14 protein-coding genes, 1 rRNA gene and 2 pseudogenes are annotated in these 23,917 nt (G+C 70.8%); 8 read left to right on the forward strand and 9 right to left on the reverse strand.

The window, feature by feature from the left end; all coding sequences use genetic code 11:
* Positions 1–44: 44 nt before the first annotated feature.
* Positions 45–1,567: ribosomal RNA gene (locus F8R89_RS05915) — 16S ribosomal RNA — on the reverse strand.
* A gap of 548 nt (positions 1,568–2,115) precedes the next feature.
* On the opposite strand from F8R89_RS05915, the gene F8R89_RS05925 reads away from it, so the two are divergent.
* Positions 2,116–2,565, forward strand: coding sequence for a PTS glucose transporter subunit IIA (locus tag F8R89_RS05925; protein WP_151782975.1), 450 nt, complete (start codon positions 2,116–2,118; stop codon positions 2,563–2,565).
* An 86-nt stretch (positions 2,566–2,651) separates the two neighbouring features.
* The gene (gene ptsP / locus F8R89_RS05930) at positions 2,652–4,322 is read left to right on the forward strand and encodes a phosphoenolpyruvate--protein phosphotransferase (RefSeq protein WP_151782976.1); all 1,671 of its coding nucleotides are present in this window, start codon (positions 2,652–2,654) and stop codon (positions 4,320–4,322) included.
* Between the two features lie 60 nt (positions 4,323–4,382).
* On the opposite strand, the gene F8R89_RS05935 is transcribed toward ptsP, so the two are convergent.
* The gene (locus F8R89_RS05935) at positions 4,383–5,285 is read right to left on the reverse strand and encodes a hypothetical protein (RefSeq protein WP_151782977.1); all 903 of its coding nucleotides are present in this window, start codon (positions 5,283–5,285) and stop codon (positions 4,383–4,385) included.
* Between the two features lie 114 nt (positions 5,286–5,399).
* A complete protein-coding gene (locus tag F8R89_RS05940; protein ID WP_151782978.1) occupies positions 5,400–7,367 on the reverse strand; it encodes an acetoacetate--CoA ligase in 1,968 nt (655 codons plus the stop codon).
* 211 nt (positions 7,368–7,578) lie between these two features.
* On the opposite strand from F8R89_RS05940, the gene F8R89_RS05945 reads away from it, so the two are divergent.
* Complete coding sequence (locus F8R89_RS05945) at positions 7,579–9,954, forward strand: TIM-barrel domain-containing protein (protein ID WP_151782979.1); 2,376 nt, start codon at positions 7,579–7,581, stop codon at positions 9,952–9,954.
* Here F8R89_RS05945 and F8R89_RS05950 read toward each other — a convergent pair.
* Entirely contained in the window at positions 9,945–10,481 is a 537-nt protein-coding gene (locus tag F8R89_RS05950; RefSeq protein WP_151782980.1) for an NUDIX domain-containing protein, read from the reverse strand. The genes F8R89_RS05945 and F8R89_RS05950 overlap by 10 nt on opposite strands.
* Before the next feature lie 212 nt (positions 10,482–10,693).
* On the opposite strand from F8R89_RS05950, the pseudogene F8R89_RS05955 reads away from it, so the two are divergent.
* The 4 genes and pseudogenes from F8R89_RS05955 (at position 10,694) to glpK (ending at position 14,764) form a co-directional block, all read left to right on the forward strand.
* Positions 10,694–11,120 (forward strand): annotated as a pseudogene (locus F8R89_RS05955) (Zn-ribbon domain-containing OB-fold protein).
* A pseudogene (locus F8R89_RS05960) lies at positions 11,117–11,929 on the forward strand (beta-ketoacyl synthase N-terminal-like domain-containing protein). Before F8R89_RS05955 ends, F8R89_RS05960 begins: the two co-directional pseudogenes overlap by 4 nt.
* A 575-nt stretch (positions 11,930–12,504) precedes the next feature.
* Positions 12,505–13,230 carry an MIP/aquaporin family protein gene (locus F8R89_RS05965; RefSeq protein WP_151782981.1) on the forward strand — a complete coding sequence of 242 codons (726 nt, stop codon included), beginning with the start codon at positions 12,505–12,507 and terminating at the stop codon, positions 13,228–13,230.
* 22 nt (positions 13,231–13,252) lie between these two features.
* Positions 13,253–14,764 (forward strand): glycerol kinase GlpK, encoded by a 1,512-nt coding sequence (gene glpK / locus F8R89_RS05970; RefSeq protein WP_151782982.1) that lies wholly within the window; start codon positions 13,253–13,255, stop codon positions 14,762–14,764.
* Between the two features lie 186 nt (positions 14,765–14,950).
* On the opposite strand, the gene F8R89_RS05975 is transcribed toward glpK, so the two are convergent.
* The 5 genes from F8R89_RS05975 to F8R89_RS05995 are packed head-to-tail and all read right to left on the reverse strand — an operon-like array spanning position 14,951 to position 22,927.
* Positions 14,951–15,556: a GTP-binding protein gene (locus F8R89_RS05975; RefSeq protein ID WP_151782983.1), complete on the reverse strand. Its 606-nt coding sequence runs from the start codon at positions 15,554–15,556 to the stop codon at positions 14,951–14,953.
* The gene (locus tag F8R89_RS05980; RefSeq protein ID WP_151782984.1) at positions 15,537–19,187 is read right to left on the reverse strand and encodes a hydantoinase B/oxoprolinase family protein; all 3,651 of its coding nucleotides are present in this window, start codon (positions 19,185–19,187) and stop codon (positions 15,537–15,539) included. Before F8R89_RS05980 ends, F8R89_RS05975 begins: the two co-directional genes overlap by 20 nt.
* 24 nt (positions 19,188–19,211) lie before the next feature.
* A complete protein-coding gene (locus F8R89_RS05985) occupies positions 19,212–19,607 on the reverse strand; it encodes a DUF742 domain-containing protein (RefSeq protein WP_151782985.1) in 396 nt (131 codons plus the stop codon).
* A gap of 9 nt (positions 19,608–19,616) precedes the next feature.
* Positions 19,617–20,054, reverse strand: a complete 438-nt coding sequence (locus F8R89_RS05990; protein ID WP_151782986.1) for a roadblock/LC7 domain-containing protein — start codon at positions 20,052–20,054, stop codon at positions 19,617–19,619.
* A complete protein-coding gene (locus F8R89_RS05995; protein ID WP_151782987.1) occupies positions 20,051–22,927 on the reverse strand; it encodes a nitrate- and nitrite sensing domain-containing protein in 2,877 nt (958 codons plus the stop codon). The genes F8R89_RS05990 and F8R89_RS05995 overlap by 4 nt, the downstream gene beginning before the upstream one ends.
* Positions 22,928–23,347: 420 nt before the next feature.
* On the opposite strand from F8R89_RS05995, the gene F8R89_RS06000 reads away from it, so the two are divergent.
* Positions 23,348–23,872 (forward strand): hypothetical protein, encoded by a 525-nt coding sequence (locus F8R89_RS06000; RefSeq protein WP_225994337.1) that lies wholly within the window; start codon positions 23,348–23,350, stop codon positions 23,870–23,872.
* Positions 23,873–23,917: the final 45 nt, after the last annotated feature.

A 23,917-nucleotide genomic window follows, 5' to 3' on the forward strand; every position in this document is an offset into this window, starting at 1 on the left:
TACTGGCCTCTGACCAACCGAAGTTGGTGAGAAGTGCTCCTTAGAAAGGAGGTGATCCAGCCGCACCTTCCGGTACGGCTACCTTGTTACGACTTCGTCCCAATCGCCAGTCCCACCTTCGACAGCTCCCTCCCACAAGGGGTTGGGCCACCGGCTTCGGGTGTTACCGACTTTCGTGACGTGACGGGCGGTGTGTACAAGGCCGGGAACGTATTCACCGCAGCAATGCTGATCTGCGATTACTAGCGACTCCGACTTCATGGGGTCGAGTTGCAGACCCCAATCCGAACTGAGACCGGCTTTTTGAGATTCGCTCCACCTCGCGGTATCGCAGCTCATTGTACCGGCCATTGTAGCACGTGTGCAGCCCAAGACATAAGGGGCATGATGACTTGACGTCGTCCCCACCTTCCTCCGAGTTGACCCGGCGGTCTCCCGTGAGTCCCCAGCACCACAAGGGCCTGCTGGCAACACGGGACAAGGGTTGCGCTCGTTGCGGGACTTAACCCAACATCTCACGACACGAGCTGACGACAGCCATGCACCACCTGTACACCGACCACAAGGGGGCGCCCATCTCTGGACGTTTCCGGTGTATGTCAAGCCTGGTAAGGTTCTTCGCGTTGCGTCGAATTAAGCCACATGCTCCGCCGCTTGTGCGGGCCCCCGTCAATTCCTTTGAGTTTTAGCCTTGCGGCCGTACTCCCCAGGCGGGGCACTTAATGCGTTAGCTGCGGCACGGACAACGTGGAATGTTGCCCACACCTAGTGCCCACCGTTTACGGCGTGGACTACCAGGGTATCTAATCCTGTTCGCTCCCCACGCTTTCGCTCCTCAGCGTCAGTATCGGCCCAGAGATCCGCCTTCGCCACCGGTGTTCCTCCTGATATCTGCGCATTTCACCGCTACACCAGGAATTCCGATCTCCCCTACCGAACTCTAGCCTGCCCGTATCGACTGCAGACCCGGGGTTAAGCCCCGGGCTTTCACAACCGACGTGACAAGCCGCCTACGAGCTCTTTACGCCCAATAATTCCGGACAACGCTTGCGCCCTACGTATTACCGCGGCTGCTGGCACGTAGTTAGCCGGCGCTTCTTCTGCAGGTACCGTCACTCTCGCTTCTTCCCTGCTGAAAGAGGTTTACAACCCGAAGGCCGTCATCCCTCACGCGGCGTCGCTGCATCAGGCTTTCGCCCATTGTGCAATATTCCCCACTGCTGCCTCCCGTAGGAGTCTGGGCCGTGTCTCAGTCCCAGTGTGGCCGGTCGCCCTCTCAGGCCGGCTACCCGTCGTCGCCTTGGTGAGCCATTACCTCACCAACAAGCTGATAGGCCGCGGGCTCATCCTGCACCGCCGGAGCTTTCGAACCACTTGGATGCCCAAGTAGATCAGTATCCGGTATTAGACCCCGTTTCCAGGGCTTGTCCCAGAGTGCAGGGCAGATTGCCCACGTGTTACTCACCCGTTCGCCACTAATCCCCACCGAAGTGGTTCATCGTTCGACTTGCATGTGTTAAGCACGCCGCCAGCGTTCGTCCTGAGCCAGGATCAAACTCTCCGTGAATGTTTACCCGTAATCGGGTGCACACATCACGAGAGCGGAACATCGGGAGGAATGATCCCGACGTTCACAGCGTCCTCGCTGTGTTTATTTCAAAGGAACCTCGCCCCAGCAGATGCTGGAGACGGGGTATCAACATATCTGGCGTTGACTTTTGGCACGCTGTTGAGTTCTCAAGGAACGGACGCTTCCTTTGTACTCACCCTCTCGGGCTTTCCTCCGGGCGCTTCCCTTCGGTGTTCCAAACTCTATCAGTGTTTTTCCGTCCTCCTGACCACCATTCCGCAGGCATGCAGAAAGGGATCCGAAGATAGGATCTGACAAGTTTGGGTGCTGCCGGGTCACGACACACAGCGGCGTCGGTCACCCCCAAGCAGGAGTACGACTGTACACGCGGCCGACGAGCGGGTGCAAATCGGTTTGCTGTATGGTCTAGACCACTCTGGAGTGCTCACGCGGAATCGGCACTTCATGTGACATACCCTGCTCAACAGTGCCGTCCCGCACAGGCAGAGACGGCCCTATGGATCTCCACTCCTGGGAGGCTTCCCATGACCACCGTGACGTCCCCGCTCGCCGGACGCGCCGTAGGACTGGCGTCCGTACCGGATCCGGTCTTCTCCGGGGCCATGGTCGGCCCGGGCACCGCGATCGACCCCGTCCGTGAGCCGTCCGAGGCCGTGTCTCCGGTGGACGGAGTCGTCGTCTCGCTTCACCCGCACGCGTTCGTCGTCGTCGACGACCAGGGTCACGGCGTCCTCACCCACCTCGGCATCGACACCGTGCAGCTGAACGGTGAGGGCTTCGAACTGCTGGTGAGCAAGGGCGACACCGTGGCCCGCGGCCAGGCCGTCGTCCGCTGGGACCCGTCCGCCGTCGAGGCCGCCGGCAAGTCCCCGGTGTGCCCGGTCGTCGCGCTCGAGGCCACGGCCGAGGCGCTGTCCGAGCTCCGTGAGAGCGGCGAAGTGAAGGCCGGCGACAGTCTCTTCACCTGGAAGTGACATCACCGCCGTCGTACGGCGGCGCACAGGCACCGATCACAACCACCGCGGCGGCGGGGCCCGCCGCGTCAACGGAGACGGGTGAGATGGAGACAACGCTGCGAGGCGTCGGCGTGAGCCACGGTGTGGCGATCGGCGAGGTACGGCACATGGGGACGGCGGTCCTGGAACCGCCGGCCAAGCAGATCCCGCCGGAGGACGCCGAGCGTGAACAGGGGCGCGCTCGCAAGGCCGTGGAGGCGGTGGCCGCCGATCTGATGGCACGCGGCAACCTTGCGGGCGGCGAGGCCCAGGCCGTGCTCGAGGCCCAGGCCATGATGGCCCAAGACCCCGAGCTGATGGCCGACGTGGAGCGCAGGATCGCCGTCGGCAGCACGGCAGAGCGTGCCGTGTACGACGCCTTCGCCGCGTACCGCGAGCTGCTGGCCGGTGCCGGTGAGTACCTGGCGGGGCGTGTGGCGGACCTCGATGACGTGCGGAACCGTATCGTCGCGCGGCTGCTGGGTGTCCCGATGCCGGGTGTCCCGGACAGTGACGAGCCGTACGTGCTGGTGGCCCGTGATCTCGCGCCGGCCGACACGGCGCTGCTGGACCCGACGCTGGTCCTCGGGTTCGTGACCGAGGAGGGTGGGCCGACCAGCCACAGCGCGATCCTGGCGCGGGCGCTCGGTGTGCCCGCCGTGGTCGCGCTGCCGGGCGCCGGTGAGCTGGCCGAGGGCACGGTCGTCGCGGTGGACGGCAGCACCGGCGACGTCTTCGTGGAACCGAGCGCGCAGAAGCGGGCCGAGCTGGAGGCCGCGGCCGCCGAGCGCAAGGCCGCGCTGGCCGCTTCGACCGGGCCGGGCGCCACGGCGGACGGGCACAAGGTGCCGCTGCTGGCCAACGTGGGCGGGCCGTCCGACGTGCCGGCGGCCGTGGAGGCCGGCGCCGAGGGTGTGGGTCTGTTCCGCACGGAGTTCCTCTTCCTCGACGACAGCAAGCAGGCGCCGTCGGAGGAGAAGCAGGTCGCGGCCTACCGCCAGGTGCTGGAGGCCTTCCCCGAGGGGCGGGTCGTCGTCCGTGTCCTGGACGCGGGCGCGGACAAGCCGCTGGACTTCCTGACGCCGGCCGACGAGCCCAACCCGGCGCTGGGCGTGCGCGGGCTGCGGACGCTGCTGGACCACCCCGACGTGCTGCGGACGCAGTTGACGGCGCTGGCCAAGGCTGCCGAGGGTCTGCCGGTGTACCTCGAGGTCATGGCCCCGATGGTGGCCGACCGCGCCGACGCCAAGGCGTTCGCGAACGCGTGCCGTGAGGCGGGGCTGCGCGCCAAATTCGGCGCGATGGTCGAGATCCCGTCGGCCGCGTTGCGGGCGCGGTCCATCCTGCAGGAGGTCGAGTTCCTGTCGCTGGGGACGAACGACCTCGCGCAGTACACGTTCGCCGCGGACCGTCAGGTGGGTGCGGTGTCGCGCCTTCAGGACCCGTGGCAGCCTGCGCTGCTCGACCTGGTCGCGCTGTCCGCAGAGGCGGCGAAGGCCGAGGGCAAGAGCTGTGGCGTGTGCGGTGAGGCGGCGTCGGATCCGCTCCTGGCGTGTGTGCTGACCGGTCTGGGGGTGACCTCCCTGTCGATGGGGTCTGCGTCGATCCCGTACGTGCGGGCCACGCTGGCGAAGTACACGCTGGCCCAGTGCGAGCGTGCGGCCGCCGCGGCGCGTGCGACGGACAGCGCCGACGAGGCGCGCAGCGCCGCTCAGGCTGTGCTGTCGGGCGAGTAGCCGGTCGCGTTCGGCGGTGTGCCGGGGCGCTCCACCTGTGGGTGGGGCGCCCCGTTCGCGTCAGTGCCGGTGTGCCGGCGGTGCCCCGTCGTCCCCGAGGTCGGGCGGCACGCAGTAGTCGACGCCGGATTCCGGGGAGATGAGGTCGCCGGACTCCACGTCGGTGCAGTAGGCGTCGAAGACCTCACCGGCGGTGAGAGGGACGAGGCCGTCGCCCTGGTCGGCGCGCAGGCGCCAGCCGTAGATACAGTCGGTGGTGCCTGGGGCGCTGGTGCGCATGACCAGTCCGCCGGGGCTGCGGGTGGCGAGGCCGAGGGCGAGGACGGTGGTGAATTCCAGTAGTTCGGCTTCGTCGAGGTGGTGGGTGCCGTCGGGTTGCTGGTCGGCGTGGAGGACGGCGAGGAGGGTCTCCGGGGTGCCCGTCACGCTGCACACGAGGTGGCGGTTGCCGGGTGGGGCGGTGTCGAGGACGCGGGTGACGAGGCGGGAGGCTCGTGTGAAGGCCGCGCGGCCGATGTCCTCGCCGCAGGTGACGCAGGGGCCGAGGCGCGCCAGGAGCGTCGCGGCGTACTCCCAGGTGGCCTGCCGGACGGCTTCGTCGACGAGGACCGGGACGAGTTCCTTCAGCGGGCGGCCGTCGTAGGGGACGGTGGGGCCTGTCGTCGCGAGTTCGGCGGTGAAGCGGGTGCGGCTGGCCGGGGTGTCGGGTTCGAGGCCGGTGCCGGTGCAGAAGGCGGCGTAGTCCTCCGGGTCGAAGAGGGCGATCGTGGTGTGGGTGCCCTGGGCCGCCCGGGTGCGGAGCAGGTCTTCGACCTGTTCGAGGTAGGTCGTGTGGTCGTCGAAGGTGAAGCTGCGGTACCGGCGCATGACCCGGAAGTCGTGTTCGTCGGTGAGCAGGCCGATCGTGCCGGCGATCTCGCGACGCAGGACGTGTCGCATGGTGCGGCGGTCGGTGTCCGTCATCGTTCCCCCTGTGAGCAGTGCGGCGATCAATGCTCACTCACAGTAACCAGGGGCACTGACAACGGGACCGGGCCGCGGACTCCCCTTTGGCCGGGGAGGCCGTGGCCGGGGTGGTCAGGAGCGCTTGCGGGCCAGGTCCTCGTAGAAGTGGAGGAGGTCGAGGTTGTCGATGGAGCCCGGGTTGACCGCCTTGTCCAACGGGGTGCCCTGCATGAGGCGCTTGACCGGGACCTCGATGCGCTTGCCGGTGAGGGTGTGGGGGACGCCGGGGACCTCGATGATCTCGTCCGGGATGTGGCGCGGGGAGAGCTGTTCGCGGATGGTCTGCTTGATGCGGCCGAGCAGGGCGTCGTCGAGGACGGCGCCGGGCGCCAGGTGGACGAACAGGGGCATCCAGTAGCCGCCGTCGGGCTGTTCGATGCCGATGACCAGGGATTCCTTGATCTCGGGCAGGCGCTCCACCGCCTCGTAGATGTCGGCGGATCCCATGCGGACGCCCTGGCGGTTCAGGGTCGAGTCGGAGCGGCCGTGGATGACGACGGATCCGCGTGAGGTGACGGTGATCCAGTCGCCGTGGCGCCATACGCCGGGGTAGGTGTCGAAGTAGCTGTCGTGGTACCGGGTGCCTTCCGGGTCGTTCCAGAAGTAGACCGGCATGGACGGCATGGGGTTGGTGACGACGAGTTCGCCGACCTCGTCCACGAGGGGCCGGCCGCTGGGGTCCCAGGACTGGAGGTCGGTGCCGAGGCTGGGGGCCTGGAGTTCGCCGATGTGGACGGGCAGGGTGGGGACGGCCCCGGCGAAGCAGGAGCACACGTCCGTGCCGCCGCTGACGGAGGCGATCCACAGGTCGTCGCGGACCTCGTCGTGGAGCCAGCGGAAGCCGTCGGGCGGCAGGGGCGAGCCGGTGGTGGCGACGCACTGGACCTTCGAGAGGTCGAAGTCCCGGCCGGGGTGGACGCCGGCCTTGCGGCAGGCCATGACGTAGGCGGCCGAGGTGCCGTAGAGGGTGGCTCCGGTGCGTTCGGCGATCCGCCACTGGGCGCCCGTGTCCGGGTAGCCGGGGCTGCCGTCGTAGAGGACGACCGTGGTGCCGGTGAGGAGGCCGGAGACGAGGAAGTTCCACATCATCCAGCCCGTCGAGGTGTACCAGAAGAACCGGTCGTCGGGGCCGAGGTCGCAGTGCAGGCCGAGCTGCTTGAGGTGTTCGACGAGGATGCCGCCCTGGGACTGGACGATGGCCTTGGGCAGGCCGGTGGTGCCGGAGGAGTAGAGCACCCACAGGGGGTGGTCGAAGGGCACCTGCTCGAAGACGGGTTCCTGGTCGCCCGCGATGAGGGCCGGCCACTCCAGGGCGCCCTCGGGTGCGTCCGTGCCGAGGAGCGGGATGTGCACCACCGCGCGCAGGGTCGGCAGTTCGCGGCGCAGTTCGGCGACGACGTCGCGGCGGTCGTGCTCCTTGCCGCCGTAGCGGTAGCCGTCGACGGTGAACAGGACGACCGGTTCGATCTGCTGGAAGCGGTCGAGGACGCTGCGGGCGCCGAAGTCGGGGGCGCAGGAGGTCCAGACGCCTCCGACGGCGGCGGTGGCGAGGAGGGCGACGACGGCCTGCGGGATGTTCGGGAGGTAGCCGCTGACGCGGTCTCCGGGGCGTACGCCGAGGGCGCGCAGTTCGGCGGCGAGGGAGCCGACCTGGCGGCGCAGCTCGGCCCAGGTGACGGGTTGGGGTTCGTGGGTCTCGTCGACGTGCAGGAGCGCGGGTTCGTCGGCCCGGGTGGCGGCGGCGCGCAGGGCGTGTTCCGCGTAGTTGAGGGTCGCGCCGGGGAACCACTGGGCGCCGGGCATCGGGCGGTCGCCCAGCACGCGCGTGTAGGGGCTCGTGAAACGGACGTCGAACCACTCCGTGACGGCTTTCCAGAAGGTCTCCAGCTCGTCGACCGACCAGCGGTGCAGGGCTGCGTAGCCTCCGTCGGCCGGGGCGCCGTGGTGCTCGGCGGCCCAGGCCTGGAACCTGGTGATCTGGGCGTCGGCGATGCGCTGCGGATCTGGCTGCCAGAGCGGCTGGGGGTTCTCGATCGTCATGGGGTGGCTCCCGGACTCTGCGCGTCGTGTGCGTCGGCCGCGCACGGCGGGGTGTGCGCGTGACGCGGATGACACGGACGATGCCATGTGATCGACTTCGGCACCAGGGTGCGCCCCACATAGTCCGTGTCGTGAAGATGTGGTCCGGGCACGAGTGAACGGCAGTTGAACGACCCCCCGCGCGTGGGTCCTCAATGGCAGGCTGAGCAGCATGAACGGTCGTGACCTGGTGCGTTCGATGAGGGCGGTGGGTGCTGCGGGGGCCGCCCATGCCGTGCGCACCCTGCGGGCGGCGTGGCGTACGCGGCGTGCCGATGCCGCCGGGTTGCCGCCGAGGGGTCCCGAGCGCGCCCGGGTGCCGGGCACCGTGCAGGAGGTGCGGCCCGGCCCTGGAGGCGGGGTCATCCGGTTCAGCCGTTCCGAGCTGAGCGTGATCGTCGCGGTGAACGGGGCGGTCTTCTGGGGGTGGGACGGGGCATCCCCCGAGCCGTCGTACGCGCTCGCGGGATCTCCTGAGCCGGACGCCCGGGCGGTGCTGGAGCCGGACACGGAGGGCGGCTGGCGGGTGGTGGCCGAGCGCGTGACCGTGGTGATCTCGCGGCACGGCGCGGTGGAGGTGCAGACGCCCGGTGGGGTGCTGGTGCGCCGGGATGAGCCGCCGCGGTGGTGGGAGCCGGTCGGGGGTGGGGTGGCGCGGTGGATGCAGCGGTCGGAGGTCGCCGCGGACGCCCGGTTCTTCGGGCTGGGCGGGCGGGCGTCGGGGCCGCGGCTGAGGGGTGGCACGTACCGGTTGTGGAACACGGATCCGGGTCGTGCGTTCGGGCCCGCCGACGATCCGCTGTACATCACGATGCCGGTGCAGGTGGTGGTGGCGGACGCGGCGACGCATCTGGTGTTCCACGACACGTCGTGGGACGGCACGGTGACGTTGCGCGAGGGCGAGGAGGGCGCCGGCTCCGGGCACGACCGTCCGGGCGCGAGCGAGCTGCGGATGCAGGGCGGGCCCCTGCGGTGCTGGGTCATGGTGGGCACCCCCGCGCGCGTGCTGCTCGTCTGGGCGTCGCTCACGGGTGCGCCCGCACCGCCCCCCTCGTGGGCGCTGGGGCACCATCACGCGCGGTGGGGCTTCGGGAGTGCGCACGAGGCGCGCCGGATCGTCTCGGGCTACGTGGAGCGGGGGCTTCCGCTGGACGCGGTCCATCTGGACATCGACCACTACGACGGACACCGGGTGTTCTCCGTCGACCAGGAGGCGTTCGGGAAGCTGCCGGAGCTCGCCGAGGACCTGCGCGGGGACGGTGTGCGCCTGGTGTCGATCGTGGACCCGGCGGTCGTCGCGGAGCCCGGACAGGCCGTGTACGACGGCGGGAGCGCCGAGGACGTGTTCGTGCGCGACGCCGCGGGCCGTGTGGTGCGGGGCGTCGCCTGGCCGGGTGAGGTGGTGTTCCCGGACTTCACGCACGCGCGTGTGCGCCGGTGGTGGGGTGCGCTGTACGCGGAGCGGCTCGGGCAGGGCTTCGCGGGCTTCTGGCACGACATGAACGAGCCGACCTCGTTCGCGGCGTTCGGGGAGACGACGCTGCCCCGTTCGGCCCGGCACGGCCTGGAGGGCCGCGGCGGGGACCACCGGGAGGCGCACAACGTGTACGGCCTGACCATGGCCAGGGCCGGCTACGAGGGCCTGCTGGACCTGGCTCCCGAGCAGCGGCCTTTCGTGTTCTCGCGGTCCGGCTGGGCGGGGATGCAGCGTTATGGAGGGGCGTGGTCCGGCGATGTGGCCACGGGGTGGCCCGGGTTGCGCGCGTCGCTGTCGCTGGTCGTGGGGCTCGGTCTGTGCGGGGTGCCGTTCTCGGGGCCCGACGTGGGCGGGTTCGACGGTTCTCCGTCGCCGGAGCTGTATCTGCGCTGGTTCCAGATGGCCGCCTATCTGCCGCTGTTCCGTACGCACGCGAGTCTGCGGGCGGGACGCCGGGAGCCGTGGGAGTTCGGCCCCCAGGTGCTGGAGCACGCGCGCGTGGCGCTCGTCGAGCGTCGCCGGCTGCTGCCGTACTTCGTGACGCTGGCACACCTGGCGGGGCGCACGGGCGCGCCCTATGTCCGTCCGCTGTGGTGGTCGGCGCCCGACGACCGGCGGCTGCGCGACTGTGAGGACGCCTTTCTGCTCGGTGACTGTCTGCTGGTCGCGCCGGTGCTGGAGCGGGGTGTCGAGCGGCGGGCGGTGCGGCTGCCGCGGGGGCGCTGGTACGACACGGCGACGGAGCGGGCCTATGAGGGCCCCGGGGAGGTGTGCGTCGACGCGCCCTTGGCACGGATCCCGGTGCTGGCGCGTTCGGGCGCCGTCGTCCCCGTGCGGGGGGACGACGGCGGGCTGGAGCTGGAGGTGTGGGCTCCCGCCCCCGGGCGGACCGGGGGCGGGCTGGTGGTGCCGGATCCGGGAGACGGCTGGGAGGAGCCGGTGATCGAGCGCTACGTCACTCGCTGGGACGGCGAGAAACTGGTCGTCGAGCTGGAGCACGAGGACGGGGCCATCGCGTCGCCCCGTCCGGTGCGGGTGCGCGGGCTCGGCGGACGCCGGGCTCAGATGTAGCGGCCCTCGAAGAACGCCTGGACGGCCAGCGTGTGCAGGGGGAAGGCGAGCTCCTCCGGCCTGCGCAGGAGCTGCCATCCCTCGGTCTCGTCGGTCGCGGCGGAGGCCGGCAGGCGGTCGGCGGGGCGTTCGGGGAGCAGGCCGAAGAGCAGCAGATGCCCGTCGGGCGAGCTCATCGCGTCGGCGAGCCGCACATCGCGTGCGGCGGCGTCGAGGCCGGTCTCCTCCTTGAGTTCGCGGACGACGGCCTGGCGCCAGTCCTCCCGGTCGTCGATGTAGCCGCCGGGCAGGGCGACACCTCCGCGCGCGGGGGCGATGCTTCGGGTGATGACGACCAAGGCGGTTCCCTTGGTGTCGTACACGGGCTGGAGCGCGATGGCCACGGGCAGCGGGTTGCGGTAGGCCACGGTGCCGCACGCGGAGCAGGTGCGCGGCCAGCCGGAGACGCCCTCTCCGTAGGGCGCGCCGCAGCTCGAACAGTGGGAGTTCGCTGCGGAGTTGGGGTCGGAGTGCTGAGATTCGGACACGCGCGGACTGTATCCGATCAGTGGAAGGCCGTCTTCCGGGGGCCGGGATATGGCTGCGCGGGGGGCGATTTGGGAGCTTCAGGGCTGGAACAGGGCCCTCCGCCAAAGGGTCGGCGTCCGGTCCCCAGCCGTCCGGCGGCCCCCTCTGGCACACTTCTGATGGCCCGTCAGATGTGGCATCGGAAGGGCTCATGCCACGTACGCGCACGCCCGTGGTCGCCGGGTGGTTCACCGGCGACGGAGACGGCTTCCGGCTGCTCGGCACGCGGTGTCCCGCCTGCTCGACGGTCTTCTTCCCCCGGGAGGACACCCACTGCCGCAACCCCCGTTGCGGCGGCGGCCGGCTGGTGGGGGTGCCGCTGTCGTCCCGCGGGCGCGTCTGGTCGTACACCGACAGCCGGAACCGTCCTCCGTCACCCTGTGTGACCGGTCCGGAACTTCCATGGGTCCGTGCACGTTGATCGCTGTGGAGCTTCCGGCCGAGCGTCTCGTGGTACCGGGGCAGGCGGCTCCCGGGATCACCGTCGCCGATCCGGCGGTGGGCATGAAGGTGCGGGCGCCGTCGCCGGTGTGCTGTACGAGGACACGGAGACGACCTGGACGACCTGGCAGTGGCGGCCTACGGGGGTGGAGGCATGACGCGGGACGTGGTGGTGCTCGGTGCGGGCATGCATCCGTGGGGCAAGTGGGGGCGCGGCTTCGTCGAGTACGGCGTGAAGGCGGCCCGCGCAGCGCTCGCGGACGCGGGACTGGAGCGGCGGGACGTCGGATCGATCGTCGGCGCCGACACGGTGCGTGGCGGCTATCCGCGGCATGCCGCCGGGGCGACGTTCGCGAAGGCGCTCCGCTGGCAGGGCACCCGTGTCACGAGTGTCTACGCGGCCTGCGCCTCGGGAGCGCAGGCCATCGCCACCGCGCGGGCGCAGATCCTCGCGGGACTGGCGGACGTGGTGCTGGTGGTGGGGGCCGACGCGGCTCGCAAGGGGTTCCTGCGGCCCCCGGGCGGGGATCGGCCGGACGACCGGACTGGCTACGCTTCCGCATCCTGGGGGCGACGAATCCGACGTACTTCGGGCTGTACTCGCGTCGGCGGATGACGGTGCACGGGGACATGCTGGAGGACTTCGCGCAGGTCAAGGTGAAGAACGCCGCCCTGGGTGCTCGGAATCCCTACGCCCGCTACCGCAAGGAGGTCGCCGCGTCGGCCGTGGTCGCCGATCCGCTGCCGCTGCTCGACATCTGCGCAACCTCCGACGGCGGGGCCGCGCTGGTACTGGCGGGCATGGACTTCGCCCGCCGGCACGGCGCCGGGGACGCCGTAGGCGTGCGAGCTGACCTGGCCGTTACGCGGAGTCACCGGCGACCGGCAGGTCCCCGGCGCCCGCGTGGGCCTGGCCGCGAACCAGGGCCTGTTCGGGCACGGGTCCGCGGTGGTCGCCGTGCGGTGAGGGGCCGGGAAGGCTGCCACCGGCCGGCGGCGTGGACGTGGGGCCACGAAGCCCACGGTCAGCCGCGCGGGCGGGCGGTGGCGGACCCGGGCAGACGGTGAGATTCTTCTGTCACGAGGTCGGCGGAGGCCATCCGCCCGACCCCATGTGAGCCATGGTCAGTGGCCACTGCCCGGCTCGGCAGGAGCTGGCCTGCCTGTCGGTCCGTGCAGGGCCGCGTCGTTCGTCCCGCATCCGAGCGGGCGTGCCACGGGCCGGACCGGTGACGGTCCGTGAGTCGTCGGCACGTCCCCCAACCGTCGGCGTCCGCGACCTTGACGCCCCCCGGACGCCGGTGAACACTTCCCGGTGTCAGCCGACATCGCCCCATATTTGTCGGCGTATCCACGCAGCGCGCCGCGCGGTTGCGCCCGTATCAGGCCCTCCCCCTCCGGCGACTCGGTTGCGACGGCACGCTCGTCACGGACGCCGGGTGGGGCGCGGGACACGCCCCGCCTTCGGCTGAAGTCGCCGAGGGAACGCACCCCGCACGGAGAAACCGGGGCCGATCGTCCCGGCCAGGCCTAGGAGCCGCCATGAGCAATGGAGACATCTTCGTCGGTGAGGTCATAGGCACCGCGATTCTGATCCTGTTCGGCGCCGGAGTGGTCGCCGCTGTCGTCCTCAACTATTCGAAGGCGAAAGACGGTGGCTGGATCGTCATCGCGTTCGGATGGGGCTTCGCCGTCATGGCGGGCGCGTACACCGCGGCGCCGCTGTCCGGCGGGCATCTCAATCCGGCCGTGACCTTGGGAATCGCCATCGACACGGGCGAATGGGACAAGGTCCCCCTGTACATCGCGGGCCAGATGGTGGGCGCGATGCTGGGGGCGGTGCTGTGCTGGCTGGTCTACTTCGCGCAGTTCCAGGCCAACGCCGACAAGGACATCGCACAGCCGACGCTGGGGATCTTCTCCACGGCGCCGGCGATCCGGCATCCCGTGGCGAACCTCATCACCGAGATCATCGCGACCATCGGGCTGGTGCTGCCGCTCCTGGCGTTCGGCCTGACCAAGGGACTCGCCCTGTCGGGGACCGGGATCCTGATCGTGTCGTTCCTGGTGGTCGGCATCGGTCTGTCCCTCGGCGGTCCCACGGGATACGCGATCAACCCGGCCCGTGACCTCGGCCCTCGCATCATCCACTCCCTGCTGCCGATCCCCAACAAGGGGTCGTCGGACTGGGGCTACGCGTGGATTCCGGTGGTCGGACCGCTGATCGGCGGGGCGCTGGCGGGCCTCATCTTCAACGCAGCCTTCTGACGGATACGACGAAGGGGACGTCATGACGGACAAGTTCGTCGCCGCAATCGATCAAGGCACGACCTCCAGCCGCTGCATCGTCTTCAACCAGGACGGTGCCATCGTCGCCGTCGACCAGCGCGAGCACCGGCAGATCTTCCCCAAGCCCGGCTGGGTGGAGCACGACGCGACCGAGATCTGGTCCAAGGTGCAGGCGGTGGTCGCCGGTGCGATCGCCAAGGCGGGGCTGAAGGCCGACCAGCTCAGCGCGCTCGGCATCACCAACCAGCGCGAGACGACCGTCCTGTGGGACCGCGCGACGGGCAAGCCGGTGCACAACGCCATCGTGTGGCAGGACACGCGCACGGCCCAGTTGTGCGCCCAGCTGGGCGGCGCGGAGGGGCAGGACCGCTTCCGTGAGCAGACCGGGCTGCCGCTGGCCAGCTACTTCTCCGGCCCCAAGGCGGCATGGCTGCTGGACAACGTGCCCGGTCTGCGGGACCGGGCCGAACGCGGGGAGATCGCCTTCGGCACGATCGACTCGTGGTTGATCTACAACCTCACCGGCGGCACCGACGGCGGGAAGCACGTCACCGACGTGACGAACGCCGGGCGCACCATGCTGATGAACCTGCAGACCCTCCAGTGGGATCCGTCGATCCTGTCGGCCATGAACGTGCCGGAGGCGATGCTGCCGGAGATCAAGTCGTCCGCCGAGGTGTACGGCACCGCTGTCGGTCAGCTCGCCGGGGTGCCGGTCGCCTCGGCGCTCGGCGACCAGCAGGCCGCCGTGTTCGGGCAGGCCTGCTACGACGTGGGCAGCGCGAAGAACACCTACGGCACCGGCAGCTTCCTGCTGCTCAACACCGGCAACCGTCCGGTGCCGTCGAAGAGCGGGCTGCTGACGACGATGGGCTACAAGATCGGCAGCGAGGCCCCGGTGTACTGCCTGGAGGGCGCGATCGCCATCACGGGCGCCCTCGTCCAGTGGTTCCGCGACCAGCTCGGCATCATCCGGACCGCCGACGACATCGAACCGCTGGCGGCCAGCGTCGAGGACAACGGCGGCGCGTACATCGTGCCGGCCTTCTCCGGCCTCTTCGCGCCGTACTGGCGTTCCGACGCGCGCGGTGTCGTCACCGGCCTGACCCGGTACGTCACCAAGGCGCATCTGGCCCGTGCCGTCCTGGAGGCGACAAGCTGGCAGACGCGCGAGGTGGTGGACGCCATGGTCCAGGACTCCGGTGTGCACATCACCAGCCTGAAGGTCGACGGCGGCATGACGAAGAACAATCTGCTCATGCAGCACCAGGCCGATGTGCTGGACGTGCCGGTGATCCGGCCGAAGATCTCCGAGACGACCTGCCTCGGCGCCGCGTACGCGGCCGGGCTGGCGACCGGCGTGTGGAACGACCTGGACGAGCTCAAGGCGCACTGGGCGAAGGACACGGAGTGGACGCCGTCCATGTCGGCCGAGGAACGCGACCGCGAGTACCACAACTGGCGCAAGGCGGTGGAGAAGAGCTTCGGCTGGGAGGAGGACGGCCAGAGCTGAGCCCCTTCGCCACCGGGACCGGTCCCCCTCCTCGTGGGGGGGGGCCGGTCTCGGTGTAAGGATCCCGGAAGGGGGCACACGCGTGTGCGGGCCGCGCGAACCCACAGGCGCGTGGGCCCACGGGCCGCGGCCCGTACCCCGGTCGGCGGGGGTACGGGTCGTGGCCCTCGGCAGCTCGTCCCGCTGTCAGGTGGTCACGGCCTGGCGGCGCTCCGCCTGGAACGCCATGGCGTGCTGAACGACGCCGATCAGGACCTCCTTGACCGACTCGCGGTCCCGGGCGTCGCACAGGAGCAGCGGTACGTCCGGGTCGAGGTCCAGGGCCTGCCGTACCGTCTCCGCGGGATAACGGGCGGCCCCCTCGAAGCAGTTGACGCCGACGACGAACGGGATGCCGCGCCGCTCGAAGTAGTCGACGGCCGCGAAGCAGTCCTGGAGGCGGCGGGTGTCGGCCAGGACGACGGCGCCGAGCGCTCCCTCGGACAACTCGTCCCACATGAACCAGAACCGCTCCTGACCGGGCGTGCCGAAGAGGTACAGCACCAGGTCCTCGCGCAGGGTAATGCGCCCGAAGTCCATTGCCACGGTGGTGGTGCGCTTGCCCTCGACACCGCTCGTGTCGTCGATCGGCCGTCCGGCCTCGGTGAGCAGCTCCTCGGTGCGCAGCGGCCGTATCTCGCTGACCGCGCCGACGAGCGTGGTCTTCCCCACGCCGAAGCCGCCGGCCACGAGGATCTTGAGCGTGACGGGCTCGACCGGAGGCTTCCCGCGCTCAGAACGCCCGAAGATCATCGATCTCTTCTCCTGCTTGATGGGGGTCGCGCGACGGTGGGCCGTAGCCTCCGCCGCCGGGGGTTTCGATGACGAGTACGTCGCCGGGGCCGACGTCGGCCGAGTCGCTTCCGGCCAGCGTGGTCACCGTGCCGTCCGCGTGTTCGACGCGGTTGGCGCCCAGGGCGCCGGGTGCGCCGCCCGCCATGCCGTACGGCGGCACCCTGCGGTGCTGGGACAGTGTCGACACGGTCATGGGTTCGAGGAAGCGGATGCGGCGTACCGCGCCGTCGCCGCCGCGCCACCGTCCGGCGCCGCCGCTGCCGTGCCGGACCGCGAACTCGTCGAGCCGTACGGGCAGCCGCCACTCCAGCACCTCGGGGTCGGTGAGGCGGGAGTTGGTCATGTGGGTCTGGACGACGGGGGCACCGGGGAAGCCGTCGCCCGCGCCGGAACCAGAGGCCACGGTCTCGTAGTACTGGTGGCGCGCGTTGCCGAAGGTGACGTTGTTCATGGTTCCTGAGCCCTCCGCCTGGACGCCGAGGGCGGCGTAGAGGGCACCGGTAATCGCCTGGGACGTCTCCACGTTGCCCGCGACGACGGCGGCCGGGGGCTGCGGGGCGAGCAGGGAGCCGGGCGGCACGACGATGCGCAGGGGGCGCAGGCAGCCGTCGTTGAGGGGGATGTCGTCGGCGACCAGGGTGCGGAAGACGTACAGGACCGCGGCGTTGACGACGGCGAAGGGGGCGTTGAAGTTGCTGGTCAGCTGCGGAGAGGTGCCGGTGAAGTCGACGGTGGCGGCGCGCTGGGCGCGGTCCACGCGCACGCGGACGCGGATGACGGCGCCGGAGTCGGTCTCGTAGGCGTACTCGCCGTCGTCCAGGGCGTCGATGACGCGGCGGACCGCTTCCTCGGCGTTGTCCTGGACGTGCCGCATATAGGCCTGGACGACGTCGAGGCCGAAGTCGTCGATCATGCGGGCGACCTCGTCGGCGCCCTTGCGGTTGGCCGCGATCTGGGCCCGCAGGTCGGCGAGGTTGGTGGCGGGGTTGCGGGAGGGGTGGGGCGCCTCGGTGAGCAGGCGGTGGGTCTCCTCCTCGCGGAAGCGGCCGTCCTCGGCGAGCAGCCAGTTGTCGAAGAGGACGCCCTCCTCGTCGATGGTGCGGCTGTTCGCGGGCATGGATCCGGGCGCGATGCCGCCGATCTCCGCGTGGTGGCCGCGTGAGGCGACGTAGAAGAGGATGCTCTGCTCACCCTCCGTGTCCGTCCGGGGGTCGGTGCCGAAGACCGGGGTGATCACGGTGACGTCGGGCAGGTGGGTGCCGCCGTGGTACGGGTCGTTGACGGCGTAGGTGTCGCCCGGGCGCATCCGGTCACCGCGGCGGTGGATGACCTCTTTGACGCTGGTGCCCATGGAGCCCAGGTGGACGGGGATGTGCGGGGCGTTGGCCACCAGGTTTCCGTCCGGGTCGAAGAGCGCGCAGGAGAAGTCCAGGCGCTCCTTGATGTTGACGGACTGGGCCGTGGACTCCAGGCGGGCGCCCATCTGCTCGGCGATCGACATGAAGAGGTTGTTGAGGACCTCCAGCAGAACCGGATCGGCTTTCGTGTCGAGTTCGGAACTCTCCGTGACCGCCACGCGTTCCATGACCAGATGCCCGTCGTCGGACGTCCCGGCTCGCCAGCCGTCGTCGACGACGGTCGTCGCACCGGACTCGGCGATGATCGCCGGGCCGGTGACGGATGCGCCGGGGGCCAGTCGCTCCCGGCGGTGCAGGGGGACGTCGCGCCAGGTGCCGCCGGTGTGGAGGCGGACGGTGCGCGGGTCCTCCGGGCTGTCCTCGCGGGCGGTGCCGGGGGGCGTGAGAGCGGAGAGATCGGGGGGTTCGGTGAGGCCGGTGGCTTCGACGGAGAGGGCTTCGACGACGATCGGGCGGTCGAGCGTGAAGGAGTACGTGGCGCGATGACGTTCTTCGAAGGCTCGCCGCATGGTGTCGGGCTCGGTGAGTTCGACGGTGAGGGTGGTGTCGGTGCCGTCGTAGCGCAGCTGGGCGCGGCGGGTGACCCGGATGCGGTCGGCGGGGACGTCCTCGTCGAGGAGTTCGGTGCCGGCGGCCGCCTCCAGGTCGTCCGCGGTCTTCAGGACTCCGCCCATCGACGCCGGTTCCAGGGGTGCTTCGACGGACTGTTCCCGCATCGCCGTGGTGTCGGCGAGGCCGATGCCGAGCGCGGACAGGACACCGGCCATGGGAGGCACGAGGACGGTACGGATGCCGAGGGAGTCCGCCACCTTGCACGCGTGCTGGCCGCCGGCGCCGCCGAAGGTGGTGAGGGCGTAGCGGGTGACGTCGTGCCCCTTCTGGACGGAGATCCGCTTCACGGCGTTGGCGATGTTGGCGACCGCGATCCGCAGGTAGCCCTCGGCGACCTGCTCCGGGGTGCGGTCGTCGCCGGTGCGGTCACGGATCTCGGCGGCGAGCGCGGTGAAGCGTTCGCGGACGAGGCCGGCGTCGAGGGGCTGGTCGCCCCGGGGGCCGAAGACGGCGGGGAAGTGCGCGGGCTGGATGCGGCCGAGCATGACGTTGGCGTCGGTGACGGTGAGCGGGCCGCCGCCCCGGTAGCAGGCGGGCCCCGGGTCCGCGCCCGCCGAGTCCGGCCCTACGCGGTAGCGCGACCCGTCGAAGTGCAGCACCGATCCGCCGCCGGCCGCGACGGTGTGGATGTCCAGCATGGGCGCGCGCAGCCGGACGCCGGCGATCTGTGTGGTGAAGACGCGCTCGTAGTCGCCGGCGAAGTGGGACACGTCCGTGGAGGTGCCGCCCATGTCGAAGCCGATGACCCGGTGGTGGCCGGCGAGCTGCGACATCCGCGCCATGCCGACGATGCCGCCCGCGGGACCGGAGAGGATGGCGTCCTTGCCGCGGAACTGTCCCGCTTCGGCGAGACCGCCGTTGGACTGCATGAACATCAGCCGTACGCCGTCGAGTTCCTCGGCGACGTGCTGGACGTAGCGGCGCAGGACCGGCGAGAGGTAGGCGTCGACGACGGCGGTGTCCCCGCGGGGCACGAGCTTCATCAGGGGGCTGACCTCGCTGGACAGCGAGATCTGTTGGAAGCCGATACGGGCGGCGAGCCGGCCGATGTCCTGTTCGTGCCCGGGGTGCAGATGGCTGTGCAGGCAGACGACGGCGACGGCCCGGATGCCGTCGTCGTACGCCTCCTGGAGCGGGCCGGTGAGGGCCTCCAGGTCGGGGGCGCGCAGGACGGTCCCGTCCGCCGCGATGCGTTCGTCGACCTCGACCACCCGTTCGTACAGCAGTTCCGGGAGGTCGATGCGGCGGGCGAAGATGTGCGGCCGGTTCTGGTAGGCGATGCGCAGGGCGTCACGGAAGCCGCGGGTGATCACCAGGAGGGTCCGCTCGCCCTTGCGTTCGAGGAGGGCGTTCGTGGCGACGGTGGTGCCCATGCGGACGGCTTCGACGGGGGCGGTGGAGTCGCCGAGGAGTTCCCGGACGCCCGCGACGGCCGCGTCCGCGTAGCGGGCCGGGTTCTCCGACAGCAGTTTGTGGGTGAGCAGCCGGCCGTCCGGGCGGCGCGCGACGATGTCCGTGAAGGTGCCGCCCCGGTCGACCCAGAACTGCCAGGCTGTCACGTCACTACCCCGCTTCCGCGCCGCTCACAGCGCCCGCAGGCCGTCGATCACGTCGCGCAGAATACTCTCGTCGACCATCTCGGCCGGTGGGACAGGGCGGTTCACATGGACGAATTCGCCGTCCACGAGGTCGCCGACGAGGACCCGTACCACTCCGACGGGCAGGTCGAGCTCGGCGGAGAGTTCGGCGACGGACTGCGGGGTCTCACGGCACAGTCCGACGATCTCCACGTGTTCCGGGGACAGCGTCGAGTCGGCTTCCGGATCGTCCGCGTGCGGTTCGGTGACGACCACCGCGATCAGGTCGAGGCGGTGCTGGGCCGCACTCGTGGTGCGGCCGCGTGTCATCGCGTAGGGGCGGACGACCGGTCCGGCCTCGTCGTCGAACCAGTGGCTTCTTCCCTGACCGTCAGCGCTCATGCCTTCCCACTACCCGCCCGAGGACAGATCGGTGCGCGGTGCGGTCCCCAGATGCACGCCGACCCGCTTCACGAGGAGTGTCATCTCGTAGGCGACCTGGCCGACGTCGGAGTCCGCGTCCGAGAGCACCGCGAGACAGCTGCCGTCACCGGCGGCGGTGACGAACAGGAAGGCCTCGTCGAGTTCGACGACGGTCTGTCGGACGCTGCCCGCCTCGAAGTGCCGGCCCACGCCCTTGGCGAGGCTGTGGAACCCGGAGGCGACGGCGGCCAGGTGCTCGCTGTCCTCACGGGTCAGGTCCTTGGACACGCCGGTCGCCAGGCCGTCCCCGGAGAGCACGACGGCCTTGCGGATGCTGGCGACGCGGTCCACCAGGTCGTCGAGGAGCCAGTTGAGCTCGCCGTTCTGGGTGGTCGCGGCGTGGTCGGTCGCCTTTGGTGCGGTCATCGACCGTCCCCCTTGTTCGTTCCCTGTGGTGCTGTGCCGCCCGGGGCGGTGTCGTCGCCCGCGGCGTTCTCCTTACGCCCGCGCTGCCAGCCGCGCTGGAGCGAGGCCATACGGCTGCGTACCTCGTCCGCGTCGCGTTCGCCGGGGTCCGGCGCCGTGGGACGGGGTGCGGGTGCTTTCTTGAGCTGGGGTGCCAGGCTGGCCTGCCGGACCCGCCGGGGCAGCGCGCCCGTGCCGGGTGCGGGCGGCTGCGGGGCCGTGCTGGGGTCCGGGGTGGTGTCGTCGGGTCCGCCGGCCGCGATCTCGGGGCGGCGGGCGCGCCCGGTCAGGGCGGCGGGCTCGTGCGGGCCGACGGCGTCGGGCCTGGCGGTGTCCGGTGCGTCGGAGCGGCCGGATCCGGCCGTCCGTCCGGGCCCGGCGGGGTCGCCGGAGCGCTGGGGTCGCGCCGCGTCGGCGATACCGCCCCGGGGGCCCGTGCCGCGGCGCCGGGTGGGCAGCGGGGCGAGACCGTCGGACTGCGCGCGGCTCGGGCGGTACGAGGGTTCCGCGTCGGTCTTCTCCAGGCGGGTCCGGTGGTCGGTGACGGGCCGTCCGTGGGAGCTGACCAGTTTGGGGGCGCCGCGTCGTGGCAGCGGGACCGGGGCGTTCGGGTCGTCGTCCGCGGCGTCGGGGACCCCGGCGACCGGGCCCAGATCGCCGCGGCGCCTCGTGGTGTCGTCCTCGGAGCGGCCGAACGCGCGGCGCGGGTGGAAGAGGCCGCCTTGCTCTCCGTCCTCCTCGTCGAGGGGGTCCGGGAAGTCGCTCAGGGCGTCGAGGTCGACGGGGGCCTCGAGTTCGACAGGGCCGTCGAGGAGCGCGGCCGGCAGCCCCGGCGTACGGGCCGGCACCTTCGAGAGCGCGGCGCGTCGCGACTCCTCCAGTTCGACCTCCTTCGAGGGGGTGGGCCGGTCGAGGCGGAAGCCGATGCCGTTGGTGTCCGGGACGTCGTCGGTGAGGAGGGCGTCCGGGATGAAGACGACGGCGGTGGTGCCGCCGTACGGCGAGGGCTGCAGGGAGACGCGGACGTTCTGCCGCTGGGCGAGCCGGCTGACCACGAAGAGACCGAGGCGGTCGGTGTCGGACAGCTCGAACTCGGGGGTCTCGGCGAGCCGGAGATTGGCGTCGAGCAGGGCGTCGGCGGCCATGCCCAGGCCGCGGTCGTGGATCTCCAGGGTGAAGCCGTTGGCGACCCGCTCGCCGAGGACCTGGACCGCGGTGTGGGGCGGGGAGAACACCGTGGCGTTCTCGAGGAGTTCGGCGACCAGATGGGTGAGGTCGGCGACGGCCGGCCCGGTGACGGCGACGCGGGGCAGCCGGCGTACCTCGATGCGCTCGTAGTCCTCGACCTCGGCGACCGCGGCGCGTACGACGTCCATGAGCTGGACGGGTTTGCGCCACTGCCGGGACGGGGCGGCGCCGGAGAGGATCACCAGTCCCTCGGCGTGGCGGCGCATGCGCGTGGTCAGGTGGTCCAGACGGAACAGGTCGGCGAGTTCGTCGGTGTCCTCGGTCCGGCGTTCCATGGTGTCGAGGAGGGTGAGCTGCTTGTGCAGGAGGACCTGGCTGCGGCGGGCGAGGTTGACGAAGACCTCGGAGACGCCGGCGCGCAGTTCGGCCTGTTTGACGGCGGCCTCCACGGCGGCTCGCTGGAGGGTGTTGAGGGCCTGGCCGACCTCGCCGATCTCGTTCTTGTCGTAGGCGAGACGCGGCACCTCGGTCTCGATGTCGACCTGTTCACCGGCGGACAGCCTGCGCATCACGCTGGGCAGCCGGACGCCGGAGGCCTCGTGGGCGTCGAGGCGGAGCTGGCGCAGGTCCCGGACGAGGCCGCGGCCGATCCGTACGGACAGGAAGAGCGAGAACAGCACGGCGAGCAGTCCGAGGACGCCGGCGACGACGGCTTTGAGGATGACGCCCATCGCGACGGGGCGGACGCGGTCCTGGTAGCGGTCGCCGGCCTCGTCGTTCAGTTTGCCGAGCTCGTCGAGCACACCGCCGGCGGCGGTGTCCCAGTCCTGGGCGTCCACGGTGCTGGGGCGTCCCGGCTGGGAGAAGATGACGGACTGCTCGGCGACCCGGAGCGGTGCCGTGGAGCCGTTCTTCCAGAAGTGCTGGAAGCGTTCGCGTTCGGCCGAGGGCAGGTCGGTCAGGCTCAGGTCGTACATCAGGGTGCGCTGGGCGATGAGGTCCGAGACGTCGCGGATCTCGTCGCGGGTGAGCCGGCCGACCACGAGGGCGGAGCTGAGCAACGCGTCCTCGCGGGACAGCAGTTCACGGGCGCGTGTGACGTTGAGGAGGGCGCGGGCCTCCTTGTCCATGGCGACGTTGTCGATGCCGTCGAGGGAGGCGAGGAGGGCGTAGCAGGGTTCGACGAGGAGGTTGTACTGGTGGAGCGCCTCGGCGCGTTTCACCGTGCCGTCCTCGACGCTGCGCCGCAGGGGGCCGATGCCGTCGAAGGCGTCCAGCACGGCCGTGAGGTGTTCGGTGTCGTTCGCGTCCATGCCGTCGCGGACGTCGGGGTCCCGGGCGTTCCGGCGGATCTCGGCGATGGCGGTGTCGGTGGCCTTCCGGCTCTCCCGGAGGGCGGACAGCGCGTCGGAGGCGCGGCGGTCGGCGAGGTAGACGAGGGCCTGGCGTCGCTCCTGCTGGACGACGCGGACGGCGTCCTCGGTGGAGTAGCCGATCTTCTCGACGAGGGAGGACACCGTGAACAGCTGGGCCACCTCTCGCCCGGTGAGTACCGTGGCGAATCCCCAGATCGCGGTCAGGGACACCAGCGGCACGAGAAGCAGCGCCACCATTTTCCGGCGGATCGACTTCCCGCGAAAGCGCATGGCCTCCCCCAGCTCGGTCCCCCTGCCGGCCAGGGGGCACACCTGTGCGTCAACAATGGGCGCGAGCCTACTACCGACGCACTGGTAACTCGAAGAGACATCCGGAGCCTGAACTTCCGCACTGGTGACGAGACATGGGGAGTTGTCCGGTCATGACGGGAATTACCTCCCGCAAACATCGTGCACCCCGGTGAAGCGTTCCGGCCCACCCGCTCGGCCAGTTGGCCGGAAATCTCTCTTCGGCGGGAATCTTCCAGGGGTGCTGATCGTCCTTCTCTACGGGAAATGGGGGCGGATGGGACCACGAGAGCCGCGTCCAGCCCCCCGGCGGCGTAAAGCGGCGCAAGCCGGGCAGTCGCTCAGGGGCTGGGACTTGGGATGCGGGCGAGCGGTCCGCGGACGGTGGGGAGTGACACGGTGATGGGTACGGCGGAGCAGCGCGAGGCGTCCCGGGGCAGCGCTGCGGTGCGGAGCGGACCCGATGTGCCGGCTCGCGACATTCCGGTGACCGGGGGCGGGCGTGCCGAGCGTGCCGCGCGCGACGAGCGGGCGTCCTACCGGCCGCTGTGGGTCGAGGACCCGGAGCCGCGGCGGCGTATGCCCGATCCGGTGCGGACGGCGGCGGTGCGGGCGGTGCTCGTCGTCTCGGTGACGCTGATCCAGGCGATGGTGGCGTTCCTGTGCACGCTCGCGGGGTCCTGGCTGGCCTTCCCCATGGTCATCAGCAGTGTGGTCAGCGTCGTCGTGGCGACCTGGGCCGCCCTCGACGTCTGGGTCACCCGCCAGGTCTGGAACCAGCGGCACGGTGTGGTGTCGACACCCAGCAGCACGGCGCGGGCCCTGCGGCGTGAGCGGCGCGCGGCGCGACGCGCGGCGCGGTCGGCCGAGCGGGCCCGGACGCGGATACGCCGGCGGGCCGGAGCCGGGCAGCTGTCGCACCCCTGACTCCGGCCGAAGCCGGGCAGCTGTCGCGCCCCTGACCCCGGCCGA

The sequence above is a fragment of the Streptomyces sp. SS1-1 genome (genome assembly GCF_008973465.1).
Taxonomy (GTDB): domain Bacteria; phylum Actinomycetota; class Actinomycetes; order Streptomycetales; family Streptomycetaceae; genus Streptomyces.